The organism is Demequina phytophila, from assembly GCF_000971135.1.
In the GTDB taxonomy this organism is placed as follows: Bacteria; Actinomycetota; Actinomycetes; order Actinomycetales; family Demequinaceae; genus Demequina; species Demequina phytophila.
In genome coordinates this window covers 274,336-300,262 of the sequence record NZ_BBLW01000001.1, presented here as the reverse complement: position 1 = coordinate 300,262, position 25,927 = coordinate 274,336, and the positions used below count along the sequence as shown (strand labels likewise).

At 71.6% G+C, this 25,927-nt stretch carries 22 protein-coding genes and 1 other RNA gene; 20 read left to right on the top strand and 3 right to left on the bottom strand.

From position 1 onward, the window contains the following. Window positions 1–7: 7 nt before the first annotated feature. The 7 genes from AOM01_RS01480 (at window position 8) to AOM01_RS01450 (ending at window position 7,799) form a co-directional block, all read left to right on the top strand. Window positions 8–1,591, top strand: coding sequence for an ABC transporter substrate-binding protein (locus AOM01_RS01480; protein ID WP_062287909.1), 1,584 nt, complete (start codon window positions 8–10; stop codon window positions 1,589–1,591). Window positions 1,592–1,671: 80 nt separating this feature from the next. Then, the gene (locus AOM01_RS01475) at window positions 1,672–3,390 is read left to right on the top strand and encodes an ATP-binding cassette domain-containing protein (RefSeq protein WP_062287906.1); all 1,719 of its coding nucleotides are present in this window, start codon (window positions 1,672–1,674) and stop codon (window positions 3,388–3,390) included. Then, window positions 3,374–4,252 carry an ABC transporter permease gene (locus tag AOM01_RS01470; RefSeq protein ID WP_062287903.1) on the top strand — a complete coding sequence of 293 codons (879 nt, stop codon included), beginning with the start codon at window positions 3,374–3,376 and terminating at the stop codon, window positions 4,250–4,252. The genes AOM01_RS01475 and AOM01_RS01470 overlap by 17 nt, the downstream gene beginning before the upstream one ends. A gap of 2 nt (window positions 4,253–4,254) precedes the next feature. Beyond that, a complete protein-coding gene (locus tag AOM01_RS01465) occupies window positions 4,255–5,253 on the top strand; it encodes an ABC transporter permease (RefSeq protein ID WP_062287900.1) in 999 nt (332 codons plus the stop codon). 19 nt (window positions 5,254–5,272) lie between these two features. After that, the gene (locus AOM01_RS01460; protein WP_062287898.1) at window positions 5,273–5,938 is read left to right on the top strand and encodes a cysteine hydrolase family protein; all 666 of its coding nucleotides are present in this window, start codon (window positions 5,273–5,275) and stop codon (window positions 5,936–5,938) included. Then, window positions 5,935–6,543, top strand: a complete 609-nt coding sequence (locus tag AOM01_RS01455) for a cysteine hydrolase family protein (RefSeq protein WP_062287895.1) — start codon at window positions 5,935–5,937, stop codon at window positions 6,541–6,543. Before AOM01_RS01460 ends, AOM01_RS01455 begins: the two co-directional genes overlap by 4 nt. Next, window positions 6,540–7,799, top strand: coding sequence for an MFS transporter (locus AOM01_RS01450; protein WP_062287892.1), 1,260 nt, complete (start codon window positions 6,540–6,542; stop codon window positions 7,797–7,799). The genes AOM01_RS01455 and AOM01_RS01450 overlap by 4 nt, the downstream gene beginning before the upstream one ends. Window positions 7,800–7,803: 4 nt before the next feature. Here the strand turns inward: AOM01_RS01450 and AOM01_RS01445 are convergent, their stop codons facing one another. Further along, window positions 7,804–9,093 carry a metal-dependent hydrolase family protein gene (locus tag AOM01_RS01445; RefSeq protein ID WP_169746496.1) on the bottom strand — a complete coding sequence of 430 codons (1,290 nt, stop codon included), beginning with the start codon at window positions 9,091–9,093 and terminating at the stop codon, window positions 7,804–7,806. A 180-nt stretch (window positions 9,094–9,273) separates the two neighbouring features. On the opposite strand from AOM01_RS01445, the gene AOM01_RS01440 reads away from it, so the two are divergent. The 7 genes from AOM01_RS01440 (at window position 9,274) to AOM01_RS01410 (ending at window position 16,362) form a co-directional block, all read left to right on the top strand. Then, complete coding sequence (locus AOM01_RS01440; RefSeq protein WP_062287889.1) at window positions 9,274–9,552, top strand: hypothetical protein; 279 nt, start codon at window positions 9,274–9,276, stop codon at window positions 9,550–9,552. Between the two features lie 51 nt (window positions 9,553–9,603). Further along, window positions 9,604–10,713 carry a peptide chain release factor 2 gene (gene prfB, locus AOM01_RS01435; protein ID WP_062287886.1) on the top strand — a complete coding sequence of 370 codons (1,110 nt, stop codon included), beginning with the start codon at window positions 9,604–9,606 and terminating at the stop codon, window positions 10,711–10,713. 248 nt (window positions 10,714–10,961) lie between these two features. After that, a complete protein-coding gene (ftsE, locus tag AOM01_RS01430; protein WP_062287883.1) occupies window positions 10,962–11,654 on the top strand; it encodes a cell division ATP-binding protein FtsE in 693 nt (230 codons plus the stop codon). Then, window positions 11,651–12,562 (top strand): permease-like cell division protein FtsX, encoded by a 912-nt coding sequence (ftsX, locus tag AOM01_RS01425; RefSeq protein ID WP_062287880.1) that lies wholly within the window; start codon window positions 11,651–11,653, stop codon window positions 12,560–12,562. Before ftsE ends, ftsX begins: the two co-directional genes overlap by 4 nt. After that, the gene (locus AOM01_RS01420) at window positions 12,559–13,947 is read left to right on the top strand and encodes a M23 family metallopeptidase (RefSeq protein ID WP_062287878.1); all 1,389 of its coding nucleotides are present in this window, start codon (window positions 12,559–12,561) and stop codon (window positions 13,945–13,947) included. Before ftsX ends, AOM01_RS01420 begins: the two co-directional genes overlap by 4 nt. Window positions 13,948–14,025: 78 nt before the next feature. Beyond that, window positions 14,026–14,496: an SsrA-binding protein SmpB gene (gene smpB, locus AOM01_RS01415; RefSeq protein ID WP_062287875.1), complete on the top strand. Its 471-nt coding sequence runs from the start codon at window positions 14,026–14,028 to the stop codon at window positions 14,494–14,496. 60 nt (window positions 14,497–14,556) lie between these two features. Then, window positions 14,557–16,362 (top strand): DUF2207 domain-containing protein, encoded by a 1,806-nt coding sequence (locus tag AOM01_RS01410; RefSeq protein WP_062287872.1) that lies wholly within the window; start codon window positions 14,557–14,559, stop codon window positions 16,360–16,362. Window positions 16,363–16,428: 66 nt separating this feature from the next. Here AOM01_RS01410 and AOM01_RS01405 read toward each other — a convergent pair whose 3' ends face one another. After that, window positions 16,429–19,002, bottom strand: a complete 2,574-nt coding sequence (locus tag AOM01_RS01405; RefSeq protein ID WP_062287869.1) for an MMPL family transporter — start codon at window positions 19,000–19,002, stop codon at window positions 16,429–16,431. Between the two features lie 187 nt (window positions 19,003–19,189). Between AOM01_RS01405 and AOM01_RS01400 the strand changes: the two genes are divergently transcribed. From AOM01_RS01400 to AOM01_RS01385, 4 genes are all read left to right on the top strand, one after another. Then, window positions 19,190–19,756 carry a TetR/AcrR family transcriptional regulator gene (locus AOM01_RS01400; protein WP_062287866.1) on the top strand — a complete coding sequence of 189 codons (567 nt, stop codon included), beginning with the start codon at window positions 19,190–19,192 and terminating at the stop codon, window positions 19,754–19,756. 74 nt (window positions 19,757–19,830) lie between these two features. Beyond that, window positions 19,831–20,199: a transfer-messenger RNA gene (gene ssrA / locus AOM01_RS01395) on the top strand. Between the two features lie 189 nt (window positions 20,200–20,388). Further along, entirely contained in the window at window positions 20,389–21,366 is a 978-nt protein-coding gene (locus AOM01_RS01390; RefSeq protein WP_062287861.1) for a calcium/sodium antiporter, read from the top strand. A 55-nt stretch (window positions 21,367–21,421) separates the two neighbouring features. Next, the gene (locus AOM01_RS01385) at window positions 21,422–22,258 is read left to right on the top strand and encodes a formate/nitrite transporter family protein (RefSeq protein WP_082109887.1); all 837 of its coding nucleotides are present in this window, start codon (window positions 21,422–21,424) and stop codon (window positions 22,256–22,258) included. 19 nt (window positions 22,259–22,277) lie between these two features. Here AOM01_RS01385 and AOM01_RS01380 read toward each other — a convergent pair whose 3' ends face one another. Continuing rightward, on the bottom strand, window positions 22,278–23,348 hold the full coding sequence (locus tag AOM01_RS01380) for a fatty acid desaturase family protein (protein WP_062287857.1): 1,071 nt from the start codon (window positions 23,346–23,348) through the stop codon (window positions 22,278–22,280). Between the two features lie 131 nt (window positions 23,349–23,479). On the opposite strand from AOM01_RS01380, the gene AOM01_RS01375 reads away from it, so the two are divergent. Together AOM01_RS01375 and AOM01_RS01370 are read left to right on the top strand one after the other, a co-directional pair. Beyond that, complete coding sequence (locus tag AOM01_RS01375) at window positions 23,480–24,301, top strand: ABC transporter ATP-binding protein (RefSeq protein ID WP_156155777.1); 822 nt, start codon at window positions 23,480–23,482, stop codon at window positions 24,299–24,301. After that, complete coding sequence (locus tag AOM01_RS01370) at window positions 24,283–25,872, top strand: hypothetical protein (RefSeq protein WP_169746495.1); 1,590 nt, start codon at window positions 24,283–24,285, stop codon at window positions 25,870–25,872. The genes AOM01_RS01375 and AOM01_RS01370 overlap by 19 nt, the downstream gene beginning before the upstream one ends. The last annotated feature ends 55 nt before the right edge of the window (window positions 25,873–25,927 follow it).

Sequence of the window (25,927 nt, the reverse complement as noted above, 5' to 3'; positions counted from 1 at the left end):
GCCAGCAGTGAACCGCCGCACCACCTTCGCCCTCGCCGGAGCCGCCGCTCTGGCGCTCGGGCTCACCGCCTGCTCGAGCGCCGAGGAGTCGCTGCCCGGCCAGTCGGCCGGAGCATCCGGCGCCGCCGACGTCGACACCACGCTCGACATGGGCCTCTCCTCCGACATCTCGGCGCCCGACCCGAGCAGCGCGTACAACGGCTCCGAGATGAACCTGGTCCTCGCAGCCTACGAGGGCCTCGTCAAGTACGCGACCGGCACCGAGGAGGCGGAGATCGTGCCGTCGCTCGCGACCGAGTGGACCGTGTCCGAGGACGGCCTCACCTACACGTTCACGCTCCGCGAGGGCGTGACCTTCGCCGACGGCACGCCGTTCACCTCCGCCGCGGTGCAGCCGTCCGTCGACCGCCTCCTCACCGCGGGCGAGTCCGGACCCGCGTACCTGGTGGGCGGCATCGCCTCGATCGACACCCCGTCCGACACCGAGGTGGTCTTCACCCTCGAGGCGCCGAACGACGCGTTCCTCGACTACCTCGCGTCGCCGTTCGGCCTCAAGATGATCTCGCCGGAGGCGCTCACCGCCCACGGCGACGACGCCGAGTGGTTCGCCGCGAACTCCGCCGGCACCGGACCGTTCCAGTACGGCACCTTCGACGAGGGCGTCAACTACGAGCTCACCGCGAACGACTCCTACTGGGGCGACACCGGCGGCTACGAGTCGATCGAGTTCCACATCCTCGACTCCACCAACACCATCCAGCTCCAGCTGGAGAGCGGCGAGCTCGACGGCTACATCGGCTCCGCCAACAAGCCGCTGTTCGACGCGCTCAGCCAGAACGCGGACCTCAACGCGTACACGTACCCCTCGATGATGGCGCCCGTGGTCTACCTCAACCCCGGCCGCGCCGCGCTCGCGGACGTCGAGACCCGTCAGGCGCTCCTGTCCGGCGTCGACTGGGACGGCATCGTGCAGTCCGTGTACGGCGAGCTCGGCACCACCTCGACGGGCGTGTTCCCGTCGACGCTGGTCGACTCCGACCTCAACCAGACCGGCATCGAATACGACGCGGACGCGCTCGCCGCGCTCGCCGAGGGCGATCTCGCGGGTCAGAAGATCTCCATCAACTACCCGTCCTACGTCCCCGGCGGGCAGGACATCGCGGACAACCTCGCGGCACAGCTCAACACCGTGGGGATCACCGCGGAGTCGGTCGGCCTGGAGTCCAGCGCGTACTGGTCCACGGTCTTCGACCCCGAGAAGGCGCCCGACATCACGCTGATGAGCGTCTTCCCCGACGCCGCCCACCCCGACGCCTGGGCGCGCCTGCTGTACTCGTCCAGCGGTGGCCTCAATCTCTTCTACCCGGAGATCGAGGGGCTCGACGCTGTCCTCGACGAGGCCATCGAGACCGGCGACCACTCCCTGTACGGCGAGGTCACGGACCTGATCACCGACTCGGCCGACTACTACACGGTCGCCGACCTCAAGGTCTCCGCAGCCTTCCAGGCGGGGATCACGGGCGCCGAGTCGGCGAGCTACCCGCTGCTGGGCATCACGTTCGACTTCACGCAGCTCACCCCGGGCCAGTAGGGCCCACCCCGAACAGGCCTCCCGTGGCGGCGCCCCCTCACGCCGCCACGGGAGGCCGCCCCTCGCGAAGGAGAGGCACCATGGCCGAACCGACCGTCCTCACGGTCTCCGACCTCACGGTGACGTACCGCGGCCGCGGACGCGTCGTCACCGCCGTCCAGGACGTGTCGCTGTCGATCGCCGCGGGCCGCTGCCTGGGCCTCGTCGGCGAGTCCGGCTCGGGCAAGTCGACCATCGGCGCCGCCGTCCAGGGCATCATCGCGGCGGACGGCTCCGCGCACGCGACGGGGCGCATCGCCATCGCGGGCCGCGACCTCACCCCCATCACGGACCCCGCGTGGGCGCAGGTGCGCGGCCGCGACGTCACGTCCGTGTTCCAGGACCCGATGCGCTCGCTCGACCCGACCATGACCATCGGTCGGATGCTCAACCGCTACACCGGCTCCGCCGAGGCCTCGGTCGCCGCCCTCGAGCGCGTCCAGATCCGCCGCGCGGGCGAGGTGCTCAAGAAGTACCCCCACCAGCTGTCCGGCGGTATGCGCCAGCGCGTGATGATCGCGCTCGCGCTGGCGCCGCAGCCCCGTCTCCTGGTCGCCGACGAGCCGACCACCGCGCTCGACGTGTCCGTGCAGGCCGAGGTGCTGAGCGTGCTGCGCGAGGCGATCGAGGGCGCCGGGTGCGCGGTCCTCTTCGTCACCCACGACCTGGGCGTCGCCCGCCACATGTGCGACGACATCGCCGTGATGAAGGACGGCCTGGTGGTCGAGACCGGCCCCGCCGGCGACGTCATCGCGCGTCCCGAGGACGCCTACACGCAGCGGCTCATGGCCTCCCGCATCACCCTGACCACGGACCGCATGCGCCCCGTCGGCGCTCCCGAGCCGGCCGTCGTGGCGTCCATGCGGGACGTGTTGAGCGAGCAGGGGCGGCCGGACGAGGGCGTCGCCGACGCGTGGGGTGCGGGCGACCTCGAGTGGGAGCGCTTCATGGGACGCACCGCGGCGGTCGGAGCGGCAAGCGGCCTGACCGACGTCCGGCTCGTCGAGCACGTCACCCGGCCCTCGCTCGCGGTCAACGAGGTCGACAAGACCTACTGGTCCCGCGTCAAGGGGCGCAAGGTGGGGAACCACGTGCTTACGAACGTGTCCTTCGAGATCGGTTACCGCGAGGCGGTCGCGCTCGTCGGCGAGTCCGGATCGGGCAAGTCGACGCTGCTGCGGATCGCGGCGGGGATCGAGAAGCCCGATACCGGCTCCGTCGACTCGCAGGGTGTCGCAGGCGAGGGCACCCAGGTGATCTTCCAGGATGCGGGCGCCTCCCTCACGCCGTGGCGCACGGTCGAGGAGCTCCTGCGCGAGCGCATCGAGCACACCACCACGGGTGCCGGCATGTCGCGCGCCCAGATGCGCGCCCTCGCTCTCAGCACCCTCGAGCTGGTGGGCCTCGACGAGTCCGTGCTCGCGGCCCGGCCCACGCAGCTGTCGGGCGGCCAGCAGCAACGCGTGGCGATCGCGCGGGCGGTGGTGGTGCCGCCGTCCGTGCTGCTGTGCGACGAACCCACGAGCGCGCTGGATGTGTCCGTCGCGTGCTCGGTGCTCAACCTCATCAACCTGCTCCGGCATTCGCTCGGCATCTCCGTGATGTTCGTGACGCACGACCTTGCCGCTGCGCGGCTGATCGCCGACCGCGTGCTCGTCATGACCGGCGGCGAGATCGTCGAGACGGTCGGCGCCGAGCGGCTCGCGCAGGACATCACCACGGACTACGGCCGGAGGCTCGTCGATGCTGTACTCGCCTAGGCGCACGCTCAAGCGGCTCGAGCGGCCCACCCCCGACCGTCCCGACGGCGCGTGGTCCGCCCTCGGGATGGGGGAGAAGCTCTCGCTGATCGCGGTGGCGCTGACCGTGCTGATCGCCGTCGTCGGCCCCGTCCTCATGCCGTACAGCGCGATCATCCCCTCGGGCGAGCAGCTCCTGCCGCCGCTGTCGCCCGGGCACCTGCTCGGCACCGACGTGCTCGGCATGGACATGGCGACCCGGCTGGTCGCGGGCATGCAGCGCAGCCTCTTCGCCGCCGTCGTGGTGACGCTGATCGCCGCCGCGATCGGCACGCTGATCGGCGTGGTCGCCGGCTTCAGGGGCGGGTGGATCGACAGTGCGCTCATGCGCTTCACCGACCTCTTCCTCGCGTTCCCCGCGATGATCATCGCGATGGCGATCGCCGCCGCGATCGGCCAGTCCCTCGGATCCGCGATGATCGGCATCATCGTCGTGTGGTGGCCGCTGTACGCCCGCCTGGTGCGCGGCGAGGTGCGCCGCGTCGCCGCGCTGCCCCACGTCCAGGCGGCGCGGGTCGCGGGCGTGCGCGGCTGGAAGCTGCTGTGGCGCCACGTGGTGCCCGCGGTCACGCCCACCGTCGTGGTGACGGCGAGCCTCGACATCGGCGCCGTCGTCATGACCCTCGCCGCGCTGTCCTTCATCGGCCTCGGCACCCCGGCACCGGCCCCCGAGCTCGGCCGCATGGCCTCGGACGGCATGAAGTACTTCCTCAACGCGTGGTGGGTCGCGGTCCTCCCGAGCCTCGCGATCGGCCTGCTGGCCTTCGTCTTCAACTATGCCGGCGACGCCCTGCGCGTCATGCTCCGGCGGACGGGTGTGTGACCATGCTGGTCTTCGTCGCCAAGCGCCTCGGCTCGCTCGCGGTGGTGCTGTTCTTCCTCACCCTGCTGGTGTTCACCCTCGGCAAGGTCGCGGACTCCGACCCGGTCCGCACGTACGTCGGCGTGAACGCGAGCGCGGAGGCCGTCGAGGCCGCGCGCGAGGAGCTCGGGCTCGACAACCCCATCCCCGTGCAGTTCGGGTCCTTCGTCGCGGGCGCCGTCCAGGGCGACTTCGGCATCTCGCTCTCCTCCAAGCGGCCCATCGCGGACGAGCTGTCGACCCGCCTGCCCGCGACGCTCGAGCTCGCGGGCTGGGCCCTCGCCCTCACCGTCGTGATCGGCGTCTCGCTCGCCTCGCTGTACTCGCGACCGGGACGGTTCGGGGCGTTCATGCGCTTCGTGTTCTTCTCCGCGGCGTCCGCGCCGTCGTTCCTCATCGCGATGCTCTCCGTGCTCGTGTTCTACAAGTGGCTGGACGGCGCCCTCCCCGCCGCGGGCCGCTCCTCCTATGGCCCCTATGAGGACGCGACCGGCTTCTACGTCCTCGACGGCATCCTGCACGGCAGCCCCACCTACACCTGGGACGCGATCCAGCACCTGCTGCTGCCCGCGCTCGCCGCCGCGGTGGGCTCGGGCGTCGCCCTGGCGCGCGTGCTCGCGGACGGCATCTCCTCCTCGCTCGGCTCGCCGTGGGCGCGGACCGCCCGCGCGCTCGGGGAGCGCGAGGGCACGGTGCTGCGCCGTCACGCGCTGCGCAACGCCTCCTCGCCGGCGCTGTCCCTCCTCGCCGTTCAGGCGGGGTTCATGGTGTCGAGCCTGGTGGTCGTCGAGCAGGTGTTCTCGTGGAACGGCCTCGGCTCCTACCTCTCCGGCGCGATCGGCGTCGGCGACTTCCCGGCCATCGCTGCCGTGTGCCTCATCCTCGGCGCCGTCTACGTGATCCTCAACACCCTGGTCGACGTCGCGCTCGCGGCCGTCGACCCCCGCGTCCGGCTCTCCTGATCTCGGAAAGGACCCCCTCATGCCACTTCAGGTGACAGACATCACCCCCTCCGACACCCTCGACGTGGTCGGCAACGCCGTCCTCGTGGTGGTCGACATCCAGGGCGGCGGCCAGCCGTCGTCGTTCGGCGCGGACAAGCCCGGCTACATGCCCGGCCGGCCCGAACGCAACGCGAAGGCGGTCGACATGGTCGCCCGCTTCCGCGCGAAGGGCGTGCCCGTGGTCTTCATCCAGGAGGTGCACAAGCCCTCGCTGATCGACATCGGTCGCGAGCTCGACGGCAATGAGAACGTCCACTGCGTCGAGGGCGACCCGCGCACCGACCTCCACCCCGGGCTCGAGCCCCGCCCCGAGGAGTACCTGATCAAGAAGCGCCGCTACAGCGCGTTCTTCGGCTCCGAGCTCGACATCGTGCTCAAGGGCTACAAGGCCGAGACCCTCATCCTCATCGGCGGGATGACGGACGTGTGCATCCACTACACCGCGGTCGACGCGCATCAGCTCGACTACCGCTTCCGGACCGTCACCGACATGGTGATCGGCTCGGGCCAGAAGCTCCACGACGCCGCGCTGCGCGCGATGAAGTACCTCCAGCGCGACGCCCTCGTCTCGCTCGAGGCGGTCGACGCCTGGCTCGACGCGCTCCCGCAGCCCACCACCGAGACCTCGAAGGAGGACGCATGAACATCCACGGCTCCACCGTGCTCGTGGTGGTCGACTTCCAGGGCGGCCCGATGGACGGCCCCATGTCCCAGGACGACCCGTTCGACATCCCCGCGCAGCGGGACAAGGCCGTCACGATGGTCGCGGAGGCCCGCGCCAAGGGCGTACCCGTCGTGTGGATCCAGGAGGTCCACAAGCCGCACCTCACCGACATCGGGCGCGAGCTCGACGGCTCCGAGGGCCCGCACTGCATCGAGGGCAACAAGTACACCGAGCTGGCCGAGGGCCTCGAGCCCACGCCCGACGAGTTCCACATCCGCAAGCGCCGCTACAGCGGGTTCTTCGGCACCGAGCTCGACATCGTCCTCAAGGCCTACAAGGCGGAGACGCTCGTGCTCATCGGCGGCTTCACGGACATCTGCATCCTCTACACCGCGGTCGACGCGCACCAGCGCGACTTCCACCTCAACGTGGTGACCGACGTGGTGATGGGCTCCTCGCTCCAGGCGCACGACGACGCGCTCGAGATGATCCACTACCTCCAGCACGGCTCCCTGGTCACGTCCGCGGAGACGATGCGCTGGCTGGGTTCGCTCGAGGGCGCGGCCGTTCCCGCCGACGCGTGAGCGGGGTCTCGCGTCGCACCCTGCTGACGCTCTGGGTGCTCGCGGGCGCGGTGTTCGCGGCGACGCTCGGCTCGATGCTGGTGCCGGGCGTGCTGTCCGCGTTCGCTGAGGAGACGGGCATCTCGCTTGCCGATGTCGGGCGGTCGAACGCCGTGTTCGGCCTCGCCTACGCCGTCGCGGCGCCGGTCATCGCGTGGAGCGTGCGCCGGCTCGAGCCGTACACGGTGATGATGGTCGCGCTGCCCCTGGTGGCGGCCGCGGCCGTCGCCGTGTCCCAGGTGGACACCGTGTCGCAGCTGATGGTCGCCCGTGTCGCGCAGGCGGTCGCCGTCGCCGGCGTGGTGCCCATGTGCACCGTGCACGCCGGCAGCATCGTCGCGGGCGCGCATCGCTCGCGCGCGCTGTCCATCTCCTTCACCGGCATGGTCGCCTCGTCGCTCGTCGGCGCACCGCTGGGCAACCTGCTCGGCGCCACCGTGGGCGCGCGCGCCGCATTCATCATGGTCGGCACGCTCGCGGTGCTGGTCTGCGTCGCCGTCGCGGCCCTGCGCCCCTGGCAGGCGGAGCTGCGGCTCGCGGGCGCGGAGGCGCGCCGGCGCGAGCACGGCGCTGCCACCGTGTGGGCCTCGGCCGCTCTGGTGCTGGGCGCGACGCTCGCGACCGCACTGCTCGAGGGGGCGGCGACGGGTGGGCTCAACACCTTCATCGCGCCGTTCCTGGAGTCCACCACGGGCGCGTCCGGTGCGCTGCTGTCCGCGCTGCTGCTCTGCTACGGGATCGCGGGCCTCGCCGGCAACGGCGTCCTGGGCGGCCTCGCCGACAGGCTCGGACCCGCCCGGATCCTCACGGCGCTCGGCGTCGCGGCGGCGGTCTCCGTGGGAGGCCTCGCGCTGGTGTCCGGCCCGCTGCCGGCCGCCCTGCTGCTGCTCGCGTGGGGATTCTGCTCGTGGGCGATCAACCCGCCGCTGCAGGCCCTCATCGTCGGGCACTCCGGCCGCCACGTGAATGTGGTGGTCGGCATCAACTCGTCGCTGATCTACACCGGCACCTCGATCGGTGCCGCGCTGGCGAGCGCGCAGGTGGACCAGGGGCGGCTCGAGCAGCTGCCGTACCTCTCCTCGGTGCTGTTCGTCGCCTGCGCGATCACCGCGGGCGTGGCATGGGCGGCGACCGCGCGGGCGCGACGTCGCGCGGCCGCCACCGCCGAGGTCCCCGCAGGCGCCGAGACAGCGAGCGAGGAGCCCGCCCGCGCCTGAGCGGTCAGCCGCGGGGCGCCGTCGCGCGTCCCGCGGCGTCCTTGACCACGCGGCCTCCCTGCATCACGGCCTCCACCGTGCGGGCGTCCGCCAGGGCGTGGATCCGTGTCAGCGGGTCCACGCCCGTCAGCACCAGGTCGGCGAGCATGCCAGGCGCGACGGTACCCACGTGGGCGTCGAGGCCCAGCAGCCGGGCACCGGCCTGCGTGCCCGCGTGGATCGCCGCGAGCGGGGTCATGCCGGCGTCCACCAGGTGGCCCAGCTCGGCGAGGTTGCGGCCGTGCGGGTGGATGCCCGCGTCGGTGCCGAGCGCCACCGGGATGCCCGCGGCGATCGCCCGCGAGGCCGCATCGCGCCCGCGCACCTGCCACTCCTTCTTCTTGGCCACCACCGCGGCAGGCTTGACGGCCGGGTCGGGGGTGAGGGACAGGGTGGACAGCGTCGGGACCAGCACCGTGCCGCGCGCTCGCATCTCCTCGATGAGCTCCTCGGACATCTCGTAGCCGTGCTCGAGGCTGGTGGTGCCGCCGCGCACGGCGGCGAGCGCGCCCGCGTTGCCCTGCGCGTGCGCCGCGATCGCGCGACCGCCGCGCCGGGTCACCTCCGCGGCGATGAGACGCACCTGCTCCTCGCTCAGCCCCAGGTCGTCCGGGCTGTCCGTGGGGGTGGAGATGCCGCCCGTGGTGCACACCTTGATCACGTCGGCGCCGGTGCGCATCAGCGCCCGGACCGCCTTGATCACCTCGTCGTCCGTGTCCACGACGGCCCAGCTGGGGATCGCCTCGTAGGCGACGTAGCCGGCGACGCTGCCGTTCGCGTGGACCGGGTCCGCGTGCCCGCCGGTGGGGGACAGGAGAGCGATCGACATGTGCATGCGCGGTCCCGTGATCAGCCCCTGGGCGACGGCGTTGCGGTAGCCCGGGGTGAGGCCGGACAGGTCCCGCGCGGCCGTCACGCCCGCCTCGAGGGTGAGGCGCATCGACTCGGCGGTCGCGAAGGCATGCTCCTCGGCGAACTTGAGGCGCTCGTCCTCGGGACGCGCGCCGTTGGGCATGGTGAGGTGCACGTGCGCGTCCACGAACCCCGGCATCAGCCAGGCGCCCGCGCCGTCGACGAGGGTGTCCGGGCGCGCGGCCGCGGGGCTCGTCGGACCCACCGCGGTGATGATGCCGTCGCGGATCTCGACGTCGCACCCCTCGCGCGGTTCTGCCCCCGTGCCGTCGATCACCGTCGCCCCCGTGATGAGCGTGAGCCCGGGCGCGGCGGGGACGGTGGGAAGGCGGGCAGGGCTCACGCGGGTGACCTCCGTGGGGTGGTGACCCCGCGACGTTCGCGGGGCACCCCTCAGCCTAGCGGGCGATAGTTGCCGCCATGTTGCGTACCGGGCCCCCGCCCGGGCGACGGGGGACGATGCCCGGGCCGCCGCATCGTCCCGCCGCACCTGGCCGTCGCCCGGGTTTGCCATGATGGGGCCATGAACCGCCGCATCGTCTCCCTCGCCGTGTCCGCCGCCGCGCTGTCGACCGTCCTCACCGGCTGCGGCGACGTCGCCGGCTCCGTCGCGGACGCCACGGCGGGCGTCGAGGACGCGATCGGCAAGGCCAAGGACGTGCAGGAGCAGGCCGAGGAGCGCGCGAAGGAGATCCAGGACCAGGTCGAGGACACCCAGCAGAAGGTCGAGGACGCCAAGAAGGGCGTCGAGGACGCCGTGGGCTCCGCGAAGGACGCGCTCGACGCCGTCAGCGGCGGCTGAGCGGGCCCGCCCCGCACGCGCCCCGCACGCGCGCCACTAGACTTGACCCTCGTGGCCACCGACTTCGCGACCGAGATCCAGGAGCTCCGCTCGACCTTCTCCCAGATCGAGGCGGTGACCGACCCGACCAGGCTCAAGGCGCGCATCGCCGAGCTCGAGGAGCAGGCCGCCGCCCCCGACCTGTGGGACGACCAGGAGAACGCGCAGGCCGTCACGAGCCAGCTGAGCCAGGCCAACGCCGAGCTCGAGCGCGTCGCCCGCATGGGTTCCCGCATCGACGACCTCGAGGTATTGGTGGAGCTGGGCACCGAGGGCGAGGACGAGGACACGCTCGCCGAGGCCGACGCGGACCTCGTGGGTATCAAGAAGGACCTCGCGGCGCTCGAGATCCGCACCCTCATGACGGGGGAGTGGGACGAGCGCAACGCCGTGGTGACCATCCGCTCCGGCGCCGGCGGCGACGACGCGACCGACTTCGCCGAGATGCTCCTGCGCATGTACCTGCGCTGGGCCGAGCGTCACGGCTACCAGACCAAGGTGCTCGACACCTCGTACGCGGAGGGCGCGGGCATCAAGTCCGCGACCTTCGAGCTCAACGCGCCGTACGCGTTCGGCACCCTGTCGGTCGAGGCGGGCACGCACCGCCTCGCGCGCATCAGCCCGTTCGGCTCGGCGGACAAGCGCCAGACGTCCTTCGCGGCCGTCGAGGTGATCCCGCAGATCGAGTCCACCGACCACATCGAGGTCCCCGAGTCCGAGATCAAGGTCGACGTGTTCCGCTCGTCAGGCCCCGGCGGCCAGTCGGTCAACACCACCGACTCCGCGGTGCGCCTCACCCACCTCCCGACCGGCATCGTCGTGTCGATGCAGGACGAGAAGTCGCAGATCCAGAACCGCGCGGCCGCCATGCGCGTGCTCCAGTCGCGGCTGCTGCTGCTCAAGAAGGAGCAGGAGGCGGCGCAGAAGAAGGAGCTCGCGGGCGACATCAAGGCCTCGTGGGGCGACCAGATGCGCTCGTACTTCCTCTACGGCCAGCAGCTGGTCAAGGACCTGCGCACCGGCTACGAGGTGGGCAACCCGCAGATCGTGTTCGACGGCGACCTCGACGGCTTCATCGACGCCGGCATCCGCTGGCGCCGCTCCTCGCAGAACGAGGACTGACCCCGGCCGTCCCGATTCGCTTCGCACGGTCTCAGCGGAGACACGCCGTCCATGAGGGACGATGCGCTGGCCGGGCCCCGCGTGTCGCCTTGCAGACCGTGCGGAGCGAAGTGGTTTGCGCTTGGCTAACTGTCGGCGCGCGGCCAACGGGACACGCCCGGTGCGGCGCGCCTCCCCGGACCCCGCGGACCCCGTTCCTACGATGCACAGGTGGCGCGGGTCTCCTACCCCTCGCGCCCGCGCATCACATGATTCGACTCGACAACGCCACCAAGGTCTACAAGCGGGGCGCCCGTCCCGCGCTCGACTCCATCTCCGTGGAGATCGAACGCGGCGACTTCGTGTTCCTCGTGGGCTCGTCCGGTTCGGGCAAGTCGACATTCCTCAAGCTGATCCTGCGCGAGGAGCGCCCCACGGGCGGGGACGTCTACGTCGCGGGCCGCCACCTCAACAAGCTGTCCGCGTGGCGCGTGCCGCACCTGCGCCGTGAGATCGGCGCCGTGTTCCAGGACTTCCGCCTGCTGCCGAACAAGACCGTCTACCAGAACGTCGCGTTCGCGCTCCAGGTGATCGGCAAGAGCCGCCACCACATCCAGTCGACGGTGCCCGAGATGCTCGAGCTGGTGGGGCTGTCGGGCAAGGAGCGGCGCATGCCGCACGAGCTGTCCGGCGGCGAGCAGCAGCGCGTGGCCATCGCGCGCGCGTTCGTCAACCACCCGCCGATCCTGCTGTGCGACGAGCCGACCGGCAACCTCGACCCCGGCACCTCGGTGGGCATCATGCGCCTGCTCGACCGCATCAACCGCACCGGCACCACCGTGCTGATGGCCACCCACGACGACGAGATCGTCGACCAGATGCGCAAGCGCGTCATCGAGCTCCGCGGCGGCCAGCTGGTCCGTGACCAGGACCGCGGCGTCTACGGGTTGGAGCGCGTGTGAGGCTCCGCTTCATCCTGGGCGAGGTGGTCAACGGCCTCCGTCGCAACGGCACCATGGCGCTGTCCGTGGTGCTCGTCACGTTCGTGTCGCTCATGTTCGTGGGCGCCGCCGCGCTTACGCAGATGCAGATCGACCAGCTCAAGGACGACTGGTACGGCAAGGTCGAGATCTCGATCTTCCTGTGCCCCGAGAACTCCCGCAACGAGCGCTGCGCCGAGGGGGCGGTCACGCCAGAGCAGGAGGATGCGATCCGCGGCGTGCTCGAGGACGGCGCCCTCGCCGGACTGGTGCAGGAGGTCTACTACGAGTCGCGTGAGCAGGCGTACGACAAGTTCGTCGCGAACGACGACGAGGGCATCTGGTCCTCGCTGACCGCCGACCAGATGCAGCCCAGCTTCCGCGTCAAGCTCTCCGACCCCGAGCAGTACCAGGTGGTCGCGGACGCGACCGAGGGGCTCCCGGGCGTCGACGTGGTGCGCGACCAGCGCGAGATCTTCTCGGAGCTGTTCCGGTTCCTCAACGCCGCGACCGTGGTCGCCGCGGCGCTCGCGGCCGTCATGCTGCTCGCCGCGATGCTGCTCATCACCACCACGATCCGCCTGAGCGCGCTGAGCCGGCGCCGCGAGACCCAGATCATGCGCATGGTCGGCTCCTCCCGCTCGCTCATCCAGATGCCGTTCATGCTCGAGGGCGCCGTCGCGGCCACGGGCGGCGCGCTGCTCGCCGTCGCCGGCCTCTTCTTCGGCGTCCGCTACCTCATCGAGGACTGGCTGCGCAGCTCCGTCACCTGGGTGCAGTACATCGGCACCCAGGAGGTCTGGTCGGTCGCGCCGTGGCTCCTCGTCATCGCCGTGGGCCTCGCCGCCGTCGCGTCGCTCGTGACGCTCGGGAGGTACACGCGCGCATGACCCGCTACCGCCCGTCCCTCATCGCCGCGTTCGCGGTGTTCCTCATCGCGCTCGTCACGGGCACCGTCGTGTCCGGGGCCGATGCGGTGGACGGGTTCAAGGCGGCGTCCAGCTACGACGACGACATCGAGCGGGCGAAGGACAAGCAGGACGACTACGAGCAGCAGCTCGACGACCTCGAGGCCGCCCTCGAGGACACCAGCGCCGACATCGTCGCCGCCGCCCGGCAGCTGCGCCGGACCGAGGCCAAGCTGCCGGCAGCTCAGGCCGCGCTCGACGACGCGCGGGAGAAGGTCGACCAGGCGCTGGTCCAGCAGAAGCTGGTCGCCGACAAGCTCGCCGCGGCCGAGGCGCAGGACCAGGCGATCTCCGACCAGATCGCCGCCGACGAGGAGCGGATCGTCGAGCTCCAGGACATCGTGGCCGCGCTGGCGCGGGCGCAGTACCAGGGAGTCGGCGACGACGAGGCGCTCAGCCTCGTGTTCGGCGCGAGCACCTCCCAGGAGTTCGTCGACAAGTTCGCCGCGGAGCACAACGCGTCCCGCGTGCAGACCAACGCCCTCGCCGACGTCGAGGAGATCGCGGCCGTCAACCGCAACCGCGGGGTGCGCCAGGAGGCGGTGCGGGAGTACATCGTCGAGCTCAAGGCCGAGGCGGACGCGCTCGTGGTGCGCACCACGCGCCTCGAGGAGCGCGCGGAGGCCAAGAAGAAGGCGCTCGACGCGCTCGTCGCGAAGCAGAGCCGCATCAAGGCCCGGCTCGAGGCCAAGAAGGCGGAGGAGCTCGAGCGCCAGAAGGCGATCGAGGCCAAGCAGGAGCAGACCCGCAACCAGATCAAGAACCTGGTGAAGAAGAAGCTCGCCGAGGAGGAGGCCAAGCGCAAGGCCGCGGAGGAGGCGGCGCGCAAGGCCGCGGCCGCCAACGGTGGGTCGAGCAGCGGCTCGAGCGGCGGCTCCAGCTCCGGCTCCACCACCGGGCTCACCAAGGGCGCCCTCGGGTGGCCCGCGCCCAGCCACTACGTCACCTCGAGCTACGGCATGCGCTTCCATCCGATCCTCCACTACTGGCGTCTGCACGCGGGCACGGACATCCGCGCGTACTGCGGCACCCCCATCTACGCCGCCCGCGAGGGTCGCGTCCAGTGGGCGACGTACGTGGCGGGGCTCGGCAACGAGGTGCTCATCGACCACGGCTACGTGGGCGGCAAGTCGCTGATGTCGAGCTACAACCACCTGTCCGCCTTCGCGGTGGGCGCCGGCCAGTACGTCACCAAGGGCCAGCTGGTCGGCTACGCCGGCAACACCGGCACCTCGGCGGCCTGCCACCTGCACTTCGAGGTCTACGTCAACGGCGACACCGTCGACCCGATGACGCTGATCGGCTGACGGGCGCGGAACGCCCGGTAGACTGGTGCGCCGCGCCCGGAACCGGGCGCGACCCCGGACGGACGCAGGAGGTGGGTCATGGGTGACGCCATCAAGGTGATCGCGACCAACCGCGCCGCGCGCCACGACTTCTTCATCGACGACGTCCTCGAGGCCGGGATCGTCCTCACGGGTACCGAGGTCAAGTCGCTGCGCCATGGTCGCGCCGTCATCGGCGACGGCTACGTCTACATCGACGGCGGCGAGGCGTGGGTCGAGAACCTCCACATCCCCGAGTACCTGCAGGGCACGTGGACCAACCACGCGCCGCGGCGCAAGCGCAAGCTGCTGCTCCACGGCCACGAGATCGAGGACCTGCAGCAGCGCACGCGCGAGAAGGGGTACACCATCGTTCCCCTGCGCCTGTACTTCCTCGACGGCCGCGCCAAGCTGGAGATCGGCGTCGCGCGCGGCAAGAAGCAGCACGACAAGCGTCAGGCGCTGCGCGAGAAGCAGGACAAGCGCGAGGCCGAGCGCGCGTTCGGCACCCAGCGCGGCATCAACCGCTGACGCGGCGGACGATGCGCGGGTCGCCTCCCCGCACCCCGCCGGCTTCGGCATGATGGGGCCATGCGCCGCATCGTCCTGGCCCTGCTGTTCTCCCTGCTAGCCGCCCTCGTGCCCGCGGTCGCACACGCGGCCGCTCCCGACGGTGGGCGCAGCGTCGAGCGATGGGAGGCCACGTACGCCCTGCAGGAGGACGGCTCCGTCGACGTGACCGTCGAGATCGACTTCGACTTCGGGAACGATCCCGGCCACGGCCCGTACTGGACCCTCCCGATCCGCCAGGGCTACGACGACTCGATGGACCGGGTCTACGAGGTCACGGACGTCTCCGCGTCGTCCCCGACCGGCGCGCCCGCGCACGTCTACACCGAGGAGGACGGCAACTATCTCGCCGTCCGCGTGGGGGACGAGAGCATCGGGGACGTCTCCGGCGTCCAGACATACGTCCTCACCTACACGATCCACCACGTGATCAACGCGACCGACGCCGGCGACGAGTTCTACTGGAACGCGATCGGCGACGCCTGGGAGACCCCGATCAGGGACATCTCCGTCGCCGTCACGGGCGCGGCCGGGGTGCGGCAGGCCGCCTGCTACGCGGGCCCCACGGGCACGCTCGACCAGTGCGACGGCGTCGACTTCGACGGCGCCACCGCAACCTTCGCGCAGGGCGCGCTCGAGCCCGGCGAGCCCATGAGCGTCATCGTCGCCTACCCCGCGGGCACCTACGACGCCACGCCGCAGCTCACCGAGAGCAGCGACCTCGCGCACGCCTTCCGCCTGAACGCCTGGACCATCGGGGCGTTCCTGGTGATCCTGGTCGGCGGGCTCGCCCTGGTGGTGCGCCGCATCCGGACCACCGGCGCGGACCTCGAGTACGCGGACTTCACGCCGGGCGTCGGCCCCGTCGCGGGGGACGATGCGGCGGTCCGCAGGCGTGACACGCGGGCTCCCGTCGCGGTCGCGTTCGCACCCCCGGACGGGCTGCGACCGGGCCAGCTGGGGACGCTGATCGACGAGAAGGCCGACATCCGGGACGTCACCGCGACCATCGTCGACCTCGCGGTGCGCGGCTACCTGGTGATCGAGGAGGCGGGGGAGAAGGACTACACGTTCGTCAAGCAGCGCGACGCGGACGAGGGCCTCCACCCGTACGAGCAGATGCTGTTCGACGCCGTGTTCGAGGGGCGCGACCGCGTGACGCTCGGCGACCTCAGGACCACCTTCCACGCGGACATGGCGGCCGTGCAGAAGCAGCTCTATCGCAACGTCACGCACCTCGGCTGGTTCCGCGGCAACCCGTCGCACGCGCGCGGCGCGTGGGCGGGCGGCGGGATCGCGCTGCTCATCGGCGGCGTGCTCGCGACCATCGCCGCGGCGTCGATGACCACGCTCGCGCTCATCCCGGTCGCCGTGATCGTGCTCGGGGTGGTGGTGCTGGCCACCACGGGCGCCGCGCCGGCGCGCACGCCCGAGGGCTCACGCGTGCTCGCGCAGGCGCGCGGCTTCGAGCTCTACCTCGACAAGGCCGAGGCCAACCAGCTCCGCTTCGAGGAGGGCCACGACATCTTCAGCCGCTACCTCCCGTACGCGATCGCGTTCGGCGTGACCGAGCAGTGGGCGAAGAAGTTCGAGCAGCTCGCCGCGCAGGGCGTCCAGCTCGCCGAGCCCACCTGGTACCACGGGGCCGCGTACGGCTACTTCTGGATGCACGCCGCCGGGATCGGTCACCGCATGGACCACTTCAGCGTGCTCGCGGGCCAGGCGATGGCCGCGCCCACGCCCGGATCCTCGGGCGGGTCGGGCTTCTCCGGCGGCGGGGGCTTCTCGGGAGGCGGCGGAGGAGGCGGCGGCGGCGGAGGCTGGTGAACCCCGCCGGACCGCACGAGGCCCGCGCCCCCTGACGGGAACGCGGGCCTCGACGCCGGTGACGGGTCAGGCCGTGGTGGCCGCCGCATCGTCCTCCTGCGCCTCCGTGTGAGGCACGGGGTGCTCCCGCTCGAGCGCGGCGCCCTCGACGTCGACGTTCGGCAGGATCCGGTCGAGCCAGCCCGGCAGCCACCAGGCCTTCTCGCCCACGAGGTGCATGAGCGACGGCACGATCACCATGCGCACCACGAACGCGTCGAACAGCACGCCCATGGCGAGCCCGAAGCCCATGGGTCGGATCATCGCGATGTGGGAGAACACGAAGCCGCCGAACACGGAGATCATGATGATCGCCGCGGCCGTCACCACCGCGCGTCCGTGGCGCAGGCCGGCGACTACCGAGCGACGCGCGTCCGTGCCGTGGACGTACGCCTCGCGCATGCCCGTGGTGAGGAACAGCTGGTAGTCCATCGCCAGGCCGAACAGGATGCCGGTGAGGAGGATCGGCAGGAAGCTCAGGATCGGGCCCGGGTCGTGGACCCCGAAGATCGAGCTCAGCCATCCCCACTGGAACACGGCGGTCACCATGCCGAACGCCGCGAACAGCGACAGCACGAATCCGAGGGTCGCGATGAGCGGCACCACGAGCGACCGGAACACCACGACGAGGATGATGATGGACAGGCCCACCACGATGGCGAGGTAGACGGGCAGCGCCTCGTCGAGCTTCTCGGACACGTCGATGTTTCCCGACGCCTGGCCGGCGACGCCGATCACGGTGCCGTCCTCGAGCGGTGACAGGTCGCGCAGGTCGTGGACCAGGCGCTCGGTCGACTCGCTCGACGGCCCTTCCGCGGGGATCACCTGGAAGGCGAGGAACCCGTTGTCCTCGGACACGCCGGCGGGCGCGACCGCCACGACGTCCTCGTCCGCCATGAGCGCCTGCACCACGGCCACCTGGGCGGCGAGCAGGTCCTCGTCGGAGGGCGCCTCGGGCAGGTCGGCGGTGACGAGGAGCGTGCCGTTGAGGCCCTCGCCGAACTTCTGGTCCAGGGTCTTGTACGCGATGTACTGGGTCGAGTCCGCGGGCTCCTGGGTGCCGTCCGGCAGCCCCAGGCGCATCGACATCGCCGGGATCGCGAGGATGAGGAGGCCCACCACGGCTGCCGCGAAGCGCAGGAGCGCGGCGCTGGTGCGCATCGGCTCGACGGGTGCCTCGGCGTGCTCGGCGGCGCCGCGGGTGGCGCGCGCCTTCCTGCCGAGGACGCGGTGGCCGATGAGCCCGAGCACCGCGGGAGTGAGCGTCACGGCGACCAGGACCGCGATGCCGACGCAGAACGCGCCGACCGTGCCCATGATGCCGAGGAACGGGATACCGGTGATGTTGAGCGCGAGCAGCGCCACGATGACGGTCGAGCCGGCGAACACCACGGCGTTGCCCGACGTGCCGTTAGCGAGGCCGATCGACTCGTGCAGGTCCATGCCGCGCTTGTACTGCTGCCGGTGACGGTTGACGATGAACAGCGAGTAGTCGATGCCGACCGCGAGCGCGAGCATCACGCCGAGCACCGGGGTGACCGACGACATCTCCACCACGCCGGAGAACGCCAGCGCGGTCGCGACGCCCACGCCCACGCCCAGGACCGAGCTGACGATGGGGAGGACGGCCGGCCAGATGGCGCGCATCATGACCATGAGCACCACGAAGGCCAGCAGCACGCCCACCACCTCGCCGGCGCCCATGACGCCCTCGACGCTGGTGGCGATGTCGGCGCTGAAGTTGACCGTCAGGCCCTCGGGGGTCGCCGACTGGACGGCCGCGATGACGGCGTCCTTGTCCTCCTGGACCACCTCGTAGATGTTCTGGTCGAACTGGATCATGCCGAGCGCGGTGGTGCCGTCCTCGGACACGGTGCGGATGTCCGAGGCGGCGGTCGCGAGCTCGGATCCGAGCGCGAGCTGCTCCTCCTGCGCCGCGAGCTCCGCGACGCCGTCGTCGATCTGCGTCTGCTGCGCGTCGATCTGCGCCTGCTGGTCGTCGAGCTGCGCGAGACCGTCGTCGATCTGCGCCTGCTGCGCGTCGAACTGCGCCTTCGCGAGCTCGTAGGTGCCGGCGTCCTGCGCCTGCTGCACCGCGGCGTCGAGCTGGGCCTGTCCCGCCTCGAGGTCGTCGCGCGCCGCATCGAGCTGCGCCTGACCGGCGTCCAGCTGCGCCTGACCGTCCTCGAGCTGGGTGCGGCCGTCGTCGATCTGCTGCGGCGCGGCCTCGAGCTGCGCCTGCTGCTCCTCGATCTGGGCCTGGGTCGCGAAGGGGTCGACCACGCCGGTGACCGTCCCGACCTCCTCGGCCGCGGCGAGAGCGTCGCTCACCTGCTGCTCCTGCTCGGCGGTGAACGGCTCGCCGCTCTCGGTCTGGAACACGGCGCGCGCGGTCCCGCCCGCCAGCTCCGGGATCTCCTGGGTGAGCTGCTCGGTGACCTTCTCGGTCTCGAGGCCCGGGATGGAGAAGCTGTCGGTGAGCGTGCCGCCGAAGGCGACGAACGCGCCGCCCGCGACGCCGAGCGCGGCGATCCACGCGACGATCGCGATGATCGGCCGCATCGCCGAGGCACGGCCGATGCGGTAGAGGAGGTGGGCCACAGGGGAGCCTTTCTCGAGGGAGGTCCAGGGGACTGGCGACGATGCCGGGGCCGGCCGGTCGGTCACGCGGGCGAGGGCCAGGGGACGGACGGCGGCGGCTTCCGCCAGTGTAGGACAAGTCACGGAGTTCTACGACAAATGTTGGTTATCGCTTGGTGAACCGGCCTGGGGATGGGAGGATCTCCGCGTGGACGCACGCATCGTCAGGACCCGGACCCGCCTGCAGGAGGCGCTGTTCGCCCTGGCACGCGAGCGGGGGCTCGAGGAGATCTCCGTGAGCGACATCGTCGCGCGCGCGGGCGTCAACCGGTCGACCTTCTACCAGCACTACTCCGACAAGGAGACGCTGCTCGCGGACGCGCTCGACCTGGTCGCGGAGGAGTCCGGCGCGCAGCTCGGCACCGTGGACCTCGGCGCGGACGCCCCGCCCGCCGTGCTCGAGTCTTACCTCACCCACCTCGCCGAGCATCGCGACCTGTACCGCCGCGTCTACACGGAACCTGGCTACGGCGCGGTGCTCGCGCGCCTGCGCGCCCACATGATCCACGCGATCCGCGGCGCCGCCTCCGAGATCGAGGCGCTCATGCCGCTCGGCGCGCCCGTCGAGGTGGTGGCCGCCGGAGTGTCGGGCGCCGTGGTGGGGGTCATCGGCGCGTGGCTGCAGCTCGACGAGGACGTGCCTCCGGCGGAGGCGGCGTTGTGGGTGTGGCGGATCGTGCTCGGCCCGCCGGCCGGCGACGCTTACGCCCGCTGAACCCGCGCATCGTCCCGTCTCCAGGGGGTTGGGCGCTGTCGGACCGCCCGGTAGACTGGTGTCATAACTGCACAGGGGATGATCGGTTTCGACGTGTGTTTACTTCCGGAGGGAAGCGGGCCGAGAACGCTGAGTTATCTCGTAAACGACCTCAGCAAACCAATAGGTGCCGATTCCAAGCGCACCGACTTCGCCCTCGCTGCCTAAGCGAGCGCCATGAAGTCCGTCAGCCCAGGCGTGTTCCCGTCCTGGATCCTGGCGTCGACTAGGGAACTTGCTTCAGCCCCTCGTCATCGGGGGCTGCGGGACTTCTAGGTGACTGGGCCTATCCGACTTGCTCGCCTGATGCGGGTCGGGGGCCGAGAAATACTCCTCAGGCTGCGCCCGGAGAAGACTTCGGTTTGGACATGCGGACCCGGGTTCGATTCCCGGCATCTCCACGAGTGAGCCCCTGGTGCCTTCGGGTACCAGGGGCTTCGCCATGTCCTGGCGCAGATCCGGCACTCCCGGCGATCCGCCGCTGCGCGGTGGTCGATTGCCGCGCGGTGATAGGCGAGTGCAGAGATCTTCGAAGAGTTCCGCACCGGCGTATCAACGGGATCGAGCCTCGTCCCCTCACTAGGCTCGACCCCATGACGGCGGCGATCCTCGCGACCCTGCTGGGCCTGCTCGCCCTCGCGTGGAGCGCCGACAAGTTCGTGTCGGGCGCCTCGGCCGTCGCGACCCACCTGGGGATGGCGCCCCTGCTCGTCGGCATGCTCGTGGTCGGTTTCGGCACGTCCGCGCCCGAGCTGGTGGTGTCGAGCTTCGCCGCCGCCGGCGGGAACCCCGAGATCGCGTTGGGCAACGCGATGGGCTCCGACATCGCGAACATCGGCCTCATCCTCGGCACCACCGCGATCCTCATCCCGATCGCGGTGCACCGCGGCGTGCTCAGCCGCGAGATGCCCGTCCTGCTCGGCATCACGCTGCTCCTCGCGGTGGTGATGGCGGACGGCAGCATCGGCCGTGGGGACGCCGTGATCCTGCTGGCCGCCCTGGGCGTGCAGCTCGCGTGGTCGATCCTGAGCGCGCGCCGCGCTCGCCCGACCGACCCCGTCGACGAGCTCGCCCGCGAGGTCGAGGAGCGCGAACGTCGCGCGGGCATGTCCCGGCGAGCGGCGTGGGCGTGGACCATCGGTGGCATCGTCCTCCTGGTGATCGCGTCGCGCCTGCTGGTGTGGGGCGCCGTCGGGATCGCGGAGCGGCTCGGCTGGTCGGACCTGGTGATCGGCCTCACCGTCGTCGCGATCGGCACGTCCGCCCCCGAGCTCGCCGCCGCGGTGGCCGCCGCACGCCGCCGCGAGACGGAGCTGGTGCTCGGCAACGTCATCGGCTCCAACATCTTCAACACCCTCGCCGTGGTGGGCATCGCGGCGCTCATCGCGCCGATGGCGGTCGACGCGGAGGCGATCAGCCGCGACCTTCCCGTCCTGCTCGCGATGACGGCCGCCCTGCTCATCATGGGCTTCCGGCCGCGGACGCACGGCCGCATCAACCGGGTCGAGGGCGCGGCGCTGCTCGCGGCCTGGATCGCGTACACGGCGGTCCTCGTGGTCACCGCGGGGTGACCCGCCCGGACCAAAGCCCCTGAACCGCGCACGGAACGCCGCGTACCGTCGTGACGTGCTCTCACTCCCCGACACCGTCGACGTCCACGCGAAGGCCGCGGCCGCCAAGGCGACGCTCGCGCGCACCCCGGCCCGCCTCATCGTCTCCGCGATGCTCGCGGGCATGTGGATCGGCGTGGGCGACGTCCTCATGTGGTCCGCCGCCGGACCTCTCCACGTCGCCGGGGACCCGATGGAGAAGCTGGTCGCGGGCGGAGTGTTCGCCGCCGCGCTCACCATCGTCGTGTTCGCCGGATCGGAGCTGGTGACCAGCGCGATGATGATCCTGCCGCTGGGCGCGATCCGCCGCACCGTCTCCTGGGTGCGCGCGATGGGCGTGCTGCTCGCGATCTTCTTCTCCAACATGCTGGGCGCGTTCGCGTTCGCGTGGGTGATGATCCAGACCGGCGTGCTCCAGCACGGCCCGGCGGGCGAGTTCTTCCAGGACTACCTCGCGGGCAAGGTGGACCACACCCCGTCCGAGCTGTTCTGGCGCGGCGTCATGTGCAACGTCCTGGTCTGCGTCGCGATCTGGGCCGCCGCCCGCCTCAGGTCCGAGGCAGGCAAGGCCATCATCATCTTCTGGGCCGTGCTCGCGTTCATCGCCTCGGGCTTCGAGCACGTGGTCGCCAACATGACCACCTTCGCGATCGGCCTCATGCAGGGCGATGTCACCTGGGCCGAGTTCGGCACCAACATGACCTTCGTCGGCCTGGGCAACCTGGTGGGCGGCGCCGTGGTGATCGGCCTCGCGTACACCTTCGTGGCAGGCAAGGCCCGGAGGGACGATGCCCCGGCCGGGGGCCCCGTCGAGGCCGCCGAGGCGATCCTCGAGGACGCGCCCGCCCGCTGAACCCGCCGAGAGCGGCCGGCTACCGCCCCATCGCGACGCGCTCGGGGCAGTCGAACGGGTCGCGCGCGGCGAGCCCGACGCGGTTGAGGTACCGGATCACGATCGCGTACGACTCGATCAGCGACGTCTCGGTGTAGGGCACGCCCAGCGTCGCGCAGTGCTCGCGGACGATCTCCCGTGCGCGGGCCAGGTGAGGCCGCGCCATCGACGGGAACAGGTGGTGCTCGATCTGGTAGTTGAGGCCGCCCATGAGGATCGACATGGTCCATCCGCCGCGGATGTTGCGGCTGGTGAGCACCTGCTTGGACAGGAAGTCCACGCGCTCGTCGCGCCCGATGATCCGCATGCCCTTGTGGTTGGGCGCGAACGACGCGCCCATGTAGACGCCGAACACGGCCATCTGCACCCCGACGAACGCGAACGCCATCCCCAGCGGCAGGAACCAGAACACCGGCACCAGGTAGAGCGCGAAGTGCAGCGCGATCGACGGCAGCTCGATCCAGCGCTCGCGACGCGTGCCGCCCGTCACCAGCGACGCGACCGAGCGGTAGTGGAGGTTGAGCCCTTCGAGCGTGAGCAGCGGGAAGAACAGCCACCCCTGGCGCTGCGTGATCCAGCGGATCGGGCCCCGGGCCACCGCCGCGTCGTCCTCGAGGAAGGAGATGGTGTCCTTCTCGATGTCGGGGTCCTTGCCCACCCGGTTGGGGTTGCCGTGGTGGCGCGTGTGCTTGCGCATCCACCACTGGTGGCTGATCCCCACCAGCACGGTGGACAGGAACCGTCCCAGGCGGTCGTTCGCGGGGCCGGACGCGAGCACGGTGCGGTGCGAGGCCTCGTGGCCCAGGAACGCGACCTGCGTGAACCACACGCCCAGCGCGGCGGCCATCAGCAGCTGCAGCCACGAGTCGCCGAGCAGCAATACGCCGGTGACGATCCCGCCGAGCGCGAGCAGCAGCACCGCGCCGTACACGGAGTAGAACGTGTAGCTGCGACGCAGCAGCCCGGTCTCGCGGACGGTCGCCGAGAGCTCGGCGAACGACGAGGTCATGCGGTTGAGGGGGAACGATGCGGGGTACGGCTGAGTGGACATGCCTCTCCGGGGGGTGGGGGATTGGTTCCCATCCGACGGTGAGCGCGCACGCCCGGTGTACGGATGCCGCAACCCTACGCGACCGTAGGTTAGGTGTCACGGTGCCACGCTCGATCGTGTGTCAGCCAGGCATGACGCCGTCCCAGGGTCCGCGGTCAACGCCGCCGTCGGTGCGGCGATACGCTGACCAGGTGACCACCGTCCCCGCGCTGGCGCTGCGCGGCCTGACCAAGCGCTTCGGCGCCACGCTGGCGGTCGACGGCATCGACCTCGACATCCCGGCGGGGTCCTTCTACGGCGTCGTCGGGCCCAACGGCGCGGGCAAGACCACCACGCTGTCGATGGCGACCGGGCTGCTCGAGCCCGACGCCGGCACCGTCGCGGTGCTGGGAACGGACCTGTGGGCCGCCCCCGAGGCGGCGAAGCCACTCCTCGGCGTGCTGCCGGACGGTCTTCACACGTTCGACCGGCTCACCGGAGCCGAGCTCATCTCCTACGCGGGCCGCCTGCGCGGCCTGGACCGCGACACGGTCCGTGCGCGCCGCGACGACCTCCTGGCCGCCCTCGATCTCGAGCAGGCCGGGCAGGTGCTCGTGATGGACTACTCGGCGGGCATGACCAAGAAGGTGGGCCTCGCGTGCGCGCTCGTGCACGCGCCGCGCGTGCTGGTGCTCGACGAGCCGTTCGAGGCCGTCGACCCCGTCTCCGCCGGCGCGATCCGGCGCATCCTCGCCGCGTTCGTCGACTCGGGCGGCACGGTCGTGATGTCGTCGCACGTCATGGCGCTCGTCGAGCGGCTGTGCGACCACGTGGCGGTGGTCGGCGCGGGGCGCGTGCTCGCGGCCGGCACGCTCGGCGACGTGCGCGGGGGAGGGGACCTCGAGGAGAGGTTCGTGGAGCTCGTGGGCGACGTCCGCGATCAGCGGGACCTCACGTGGTTGCGACAGTCGTAGCCATCCGCCTCGCCACCATGCGCCACCTCCTGCGGCGCGACTGGTGGCGCGCGGTGGTGCTCGCCCTCGGGGTGCTGTGGGCGCTCGCGATGCTGCCGTCGCTGCTCATCGCGCGATCCGCGCTCGCGGGCCAGGACGCGGACCTCCGGGCGGACGCGATGGTCGCGCTCGTCGCGATCCTCACGCTCGGCTGGGTGACGGTGCCCCTCGTCATCTCCGGGCTGGACGACTCGCTCGACGCGGCCCGGTTCCGGTCACTGGGCGTCTCCGCCCGCGCGATCATGCCGGGCCTCCTGGTCGCGGGCCTCCTCACGCTTCCCGCGCTCTTCGTCGCCGCGGCGCTCGCGATGCTGGGCAGCGCCTGGGCCGGCGAGGGTGGCGCGGTGCTCGCCGTCGCCCTGGTCGGGCTGGGGCTCGTGCTCGCCTCGATGGTCCTCGGCGCGCGGGTGAGCGCCGCCTGGGCGGCGCGGCTGCTGTCCTCGCGCCGCGCCAAGCTCGCCACCGCGGCCGCGATGACCGCGGGCCTCGCAGCGATCGCTCCGCTCGCGTGGGTGCTCTTCAGCGAGGGCCTCACCGAGGTGGTGGTCGAGGACATCGCGCTGGTGCTCGAGCGCCTCGCCGACACCCCGCTCGGCGCGGGCGCGGCAGCCCCTGGCGCGGCGGCCGCGGGCGACTGGCTGGGCGCCGCGTGGCGCCTCGCGCTGCAGGCGGGCTGGATGCTGGCGCTGCTCGCCGTCTGGCAGCAGAACGTCGCCCGGAGCCTCGTCGCCCCCGTCGGTCGCGGCGGCGGGGCGCGCCGTCACCACGACCGTGTGCTCGACCCGGTCCGCTCCGTCGGCGCACCCCGCGACCCTGCCGCGGCCGCCGTGCACGCCCGTCTCGCGCGCGCGTGGACCTCGGACCCCCGCTACCTCGCCTCGCTCGCGGGCGTGCTGCTGCTGCCCGTGACGTTCTTCGCGCTCGTGATGCCGGTGTTCGACCTCGACCGCCGCTGGGCGTACCTGGTGCCGCTGATGCTCGCCGCGACCATCGGCTGGGGACGGCACAACGACGTCGCATTCGACTCGAGCGCGCTGTGGCTCGACATCGTCTCCGGGCGGCTCGGAGGCGCCGTGATGCGGGGCCGCCTCGCGGCGGTCGCCGGGTGGGCGCTGCCGCTCGTGATCGTCGCGTGCCTGGGCACGCTCGCGTGGACCGGGCGGTGGCACGATGCTCCGGGCCTGGTGGGCGCGGCCATCGGCGTTCTCGGGGTGAGCCTCGGTGTCGCCGCCGTGAGCGCGGTCCTGCTGCCGTACCGCGCCCCCGCGCCGGGCGCGAGCCCGTTCGGCGCCGAGGTGGGCGCCGTGGGCGCGGGCCTCGCGGCGCAGCTCGTCTCCTCGATCGCGGCGATGAGCCTGGTGCCGTTCGTCGTGCTGCCCTTCGTGCTCGCCCTCACCGTGGCGACGGCGTGGGGGTGGGTCGCGTGCCTCGCCGGCGTCGTGGCGGGAGTCGGCGCGTACGCGGGCGGGCTGCGCCTCGCGGGCGCGCTGTACGACCGCCGGTCGGGCCGCCTGCTCGCCGCGATCGCGTGAGGCGACCGCCGCATCGTCCCCCCAACGCCCTGCCCCGGGCGGGCGACGCCCGCGT

Coding starts and splice junctions, on each gene's coding strand:
- AOM01_RS01475 (WP_062287906.1), top strand. CDS start 1,672: ATGGCCGAACCGACCGTCCTCACGGTCTCCGACCTCACGGTGACGTAC.
- AOM01_RS01470 (WP_062287903.1), top strand. CDS start 3,374: ATGCTGTACTCGCCTAGGCGCACGCTCAAGCGGCTCGAGCGGCCCACC.
- AOM01_RS01465 (WP_062287900.1), top strand. CDS start 4,255: ATGCTGGTCTTCGTCGCCAAGCGCCTCGGCTCGCTCGCGGTGGTGCTG.
- AOM01_RS01460 (WP_062287898.1), top strand. CDS start 5,273: ATGCCACTTCAGGTGACAGACATCACCCCCTCCGACACCCTCGACGTG.
- AOM01_RS01455 (WP_062287895.1), top strand. CDS start 5,935: ATGAACATCCACGGCTCCACCGTGCTCGTGGTGGTCGACTTCCAGGGC.
- AOM01_RS01440 (WP_062287889.1), top strand. CDS start 9,274: ATGAACCGCCGCATCGTCTCCCTCGCCGTGTCCGCCGCCGCGCTGTCG.
- ftsE (WP_062287883.1), top strand. CDS start 10,962: ATGATTCGACTCGACAACGCCACCAAGGTCTACAAGCGGGGCGCCCGT.
- AOM01_RS01420 (WP_062287878.1), top strand. CDS start 12,559: ATGACCCGCTACCGCCCGTCCCTCATCGCCGCGTTCGCGGTGTTCCTC.
- smpB (WP_062287875.1), top strand. CDS start 14,026: ATGGGTGACGCCATCAAGGTGATCGCGACCAACCGCGCCGCGCGCCAC.
- AOM01_RS01410 (WP_062287872.1), top strand. CDS start 14,557: ATGCGCCGCATCGTCCTGGCCCTGCTGTTCTCCCTGCTAGCCGCCCTC.
- AOM01_RS01390 (WP_062287861.1), top strand. CDS start 20,389: ATGACGGCGGCGATCCTCGCGACCCTGCTGGGCCTGCTCGCCCTCGCG.
- AOM01_RS01380 (WP_062287857.1), bottom strand. CDS start 23,348: ATGTCCACTCAGCCGTACCCCGCATCGTTCCCCCTCAACCGCATGACC.
- AOM01_RS01375 (WP_156155777.1), top strand. CDS start 23,480: ATGACGCCGTCCCAGGGTCCGCGGTCAACGCCGCCGTCGGTGCGGCGA.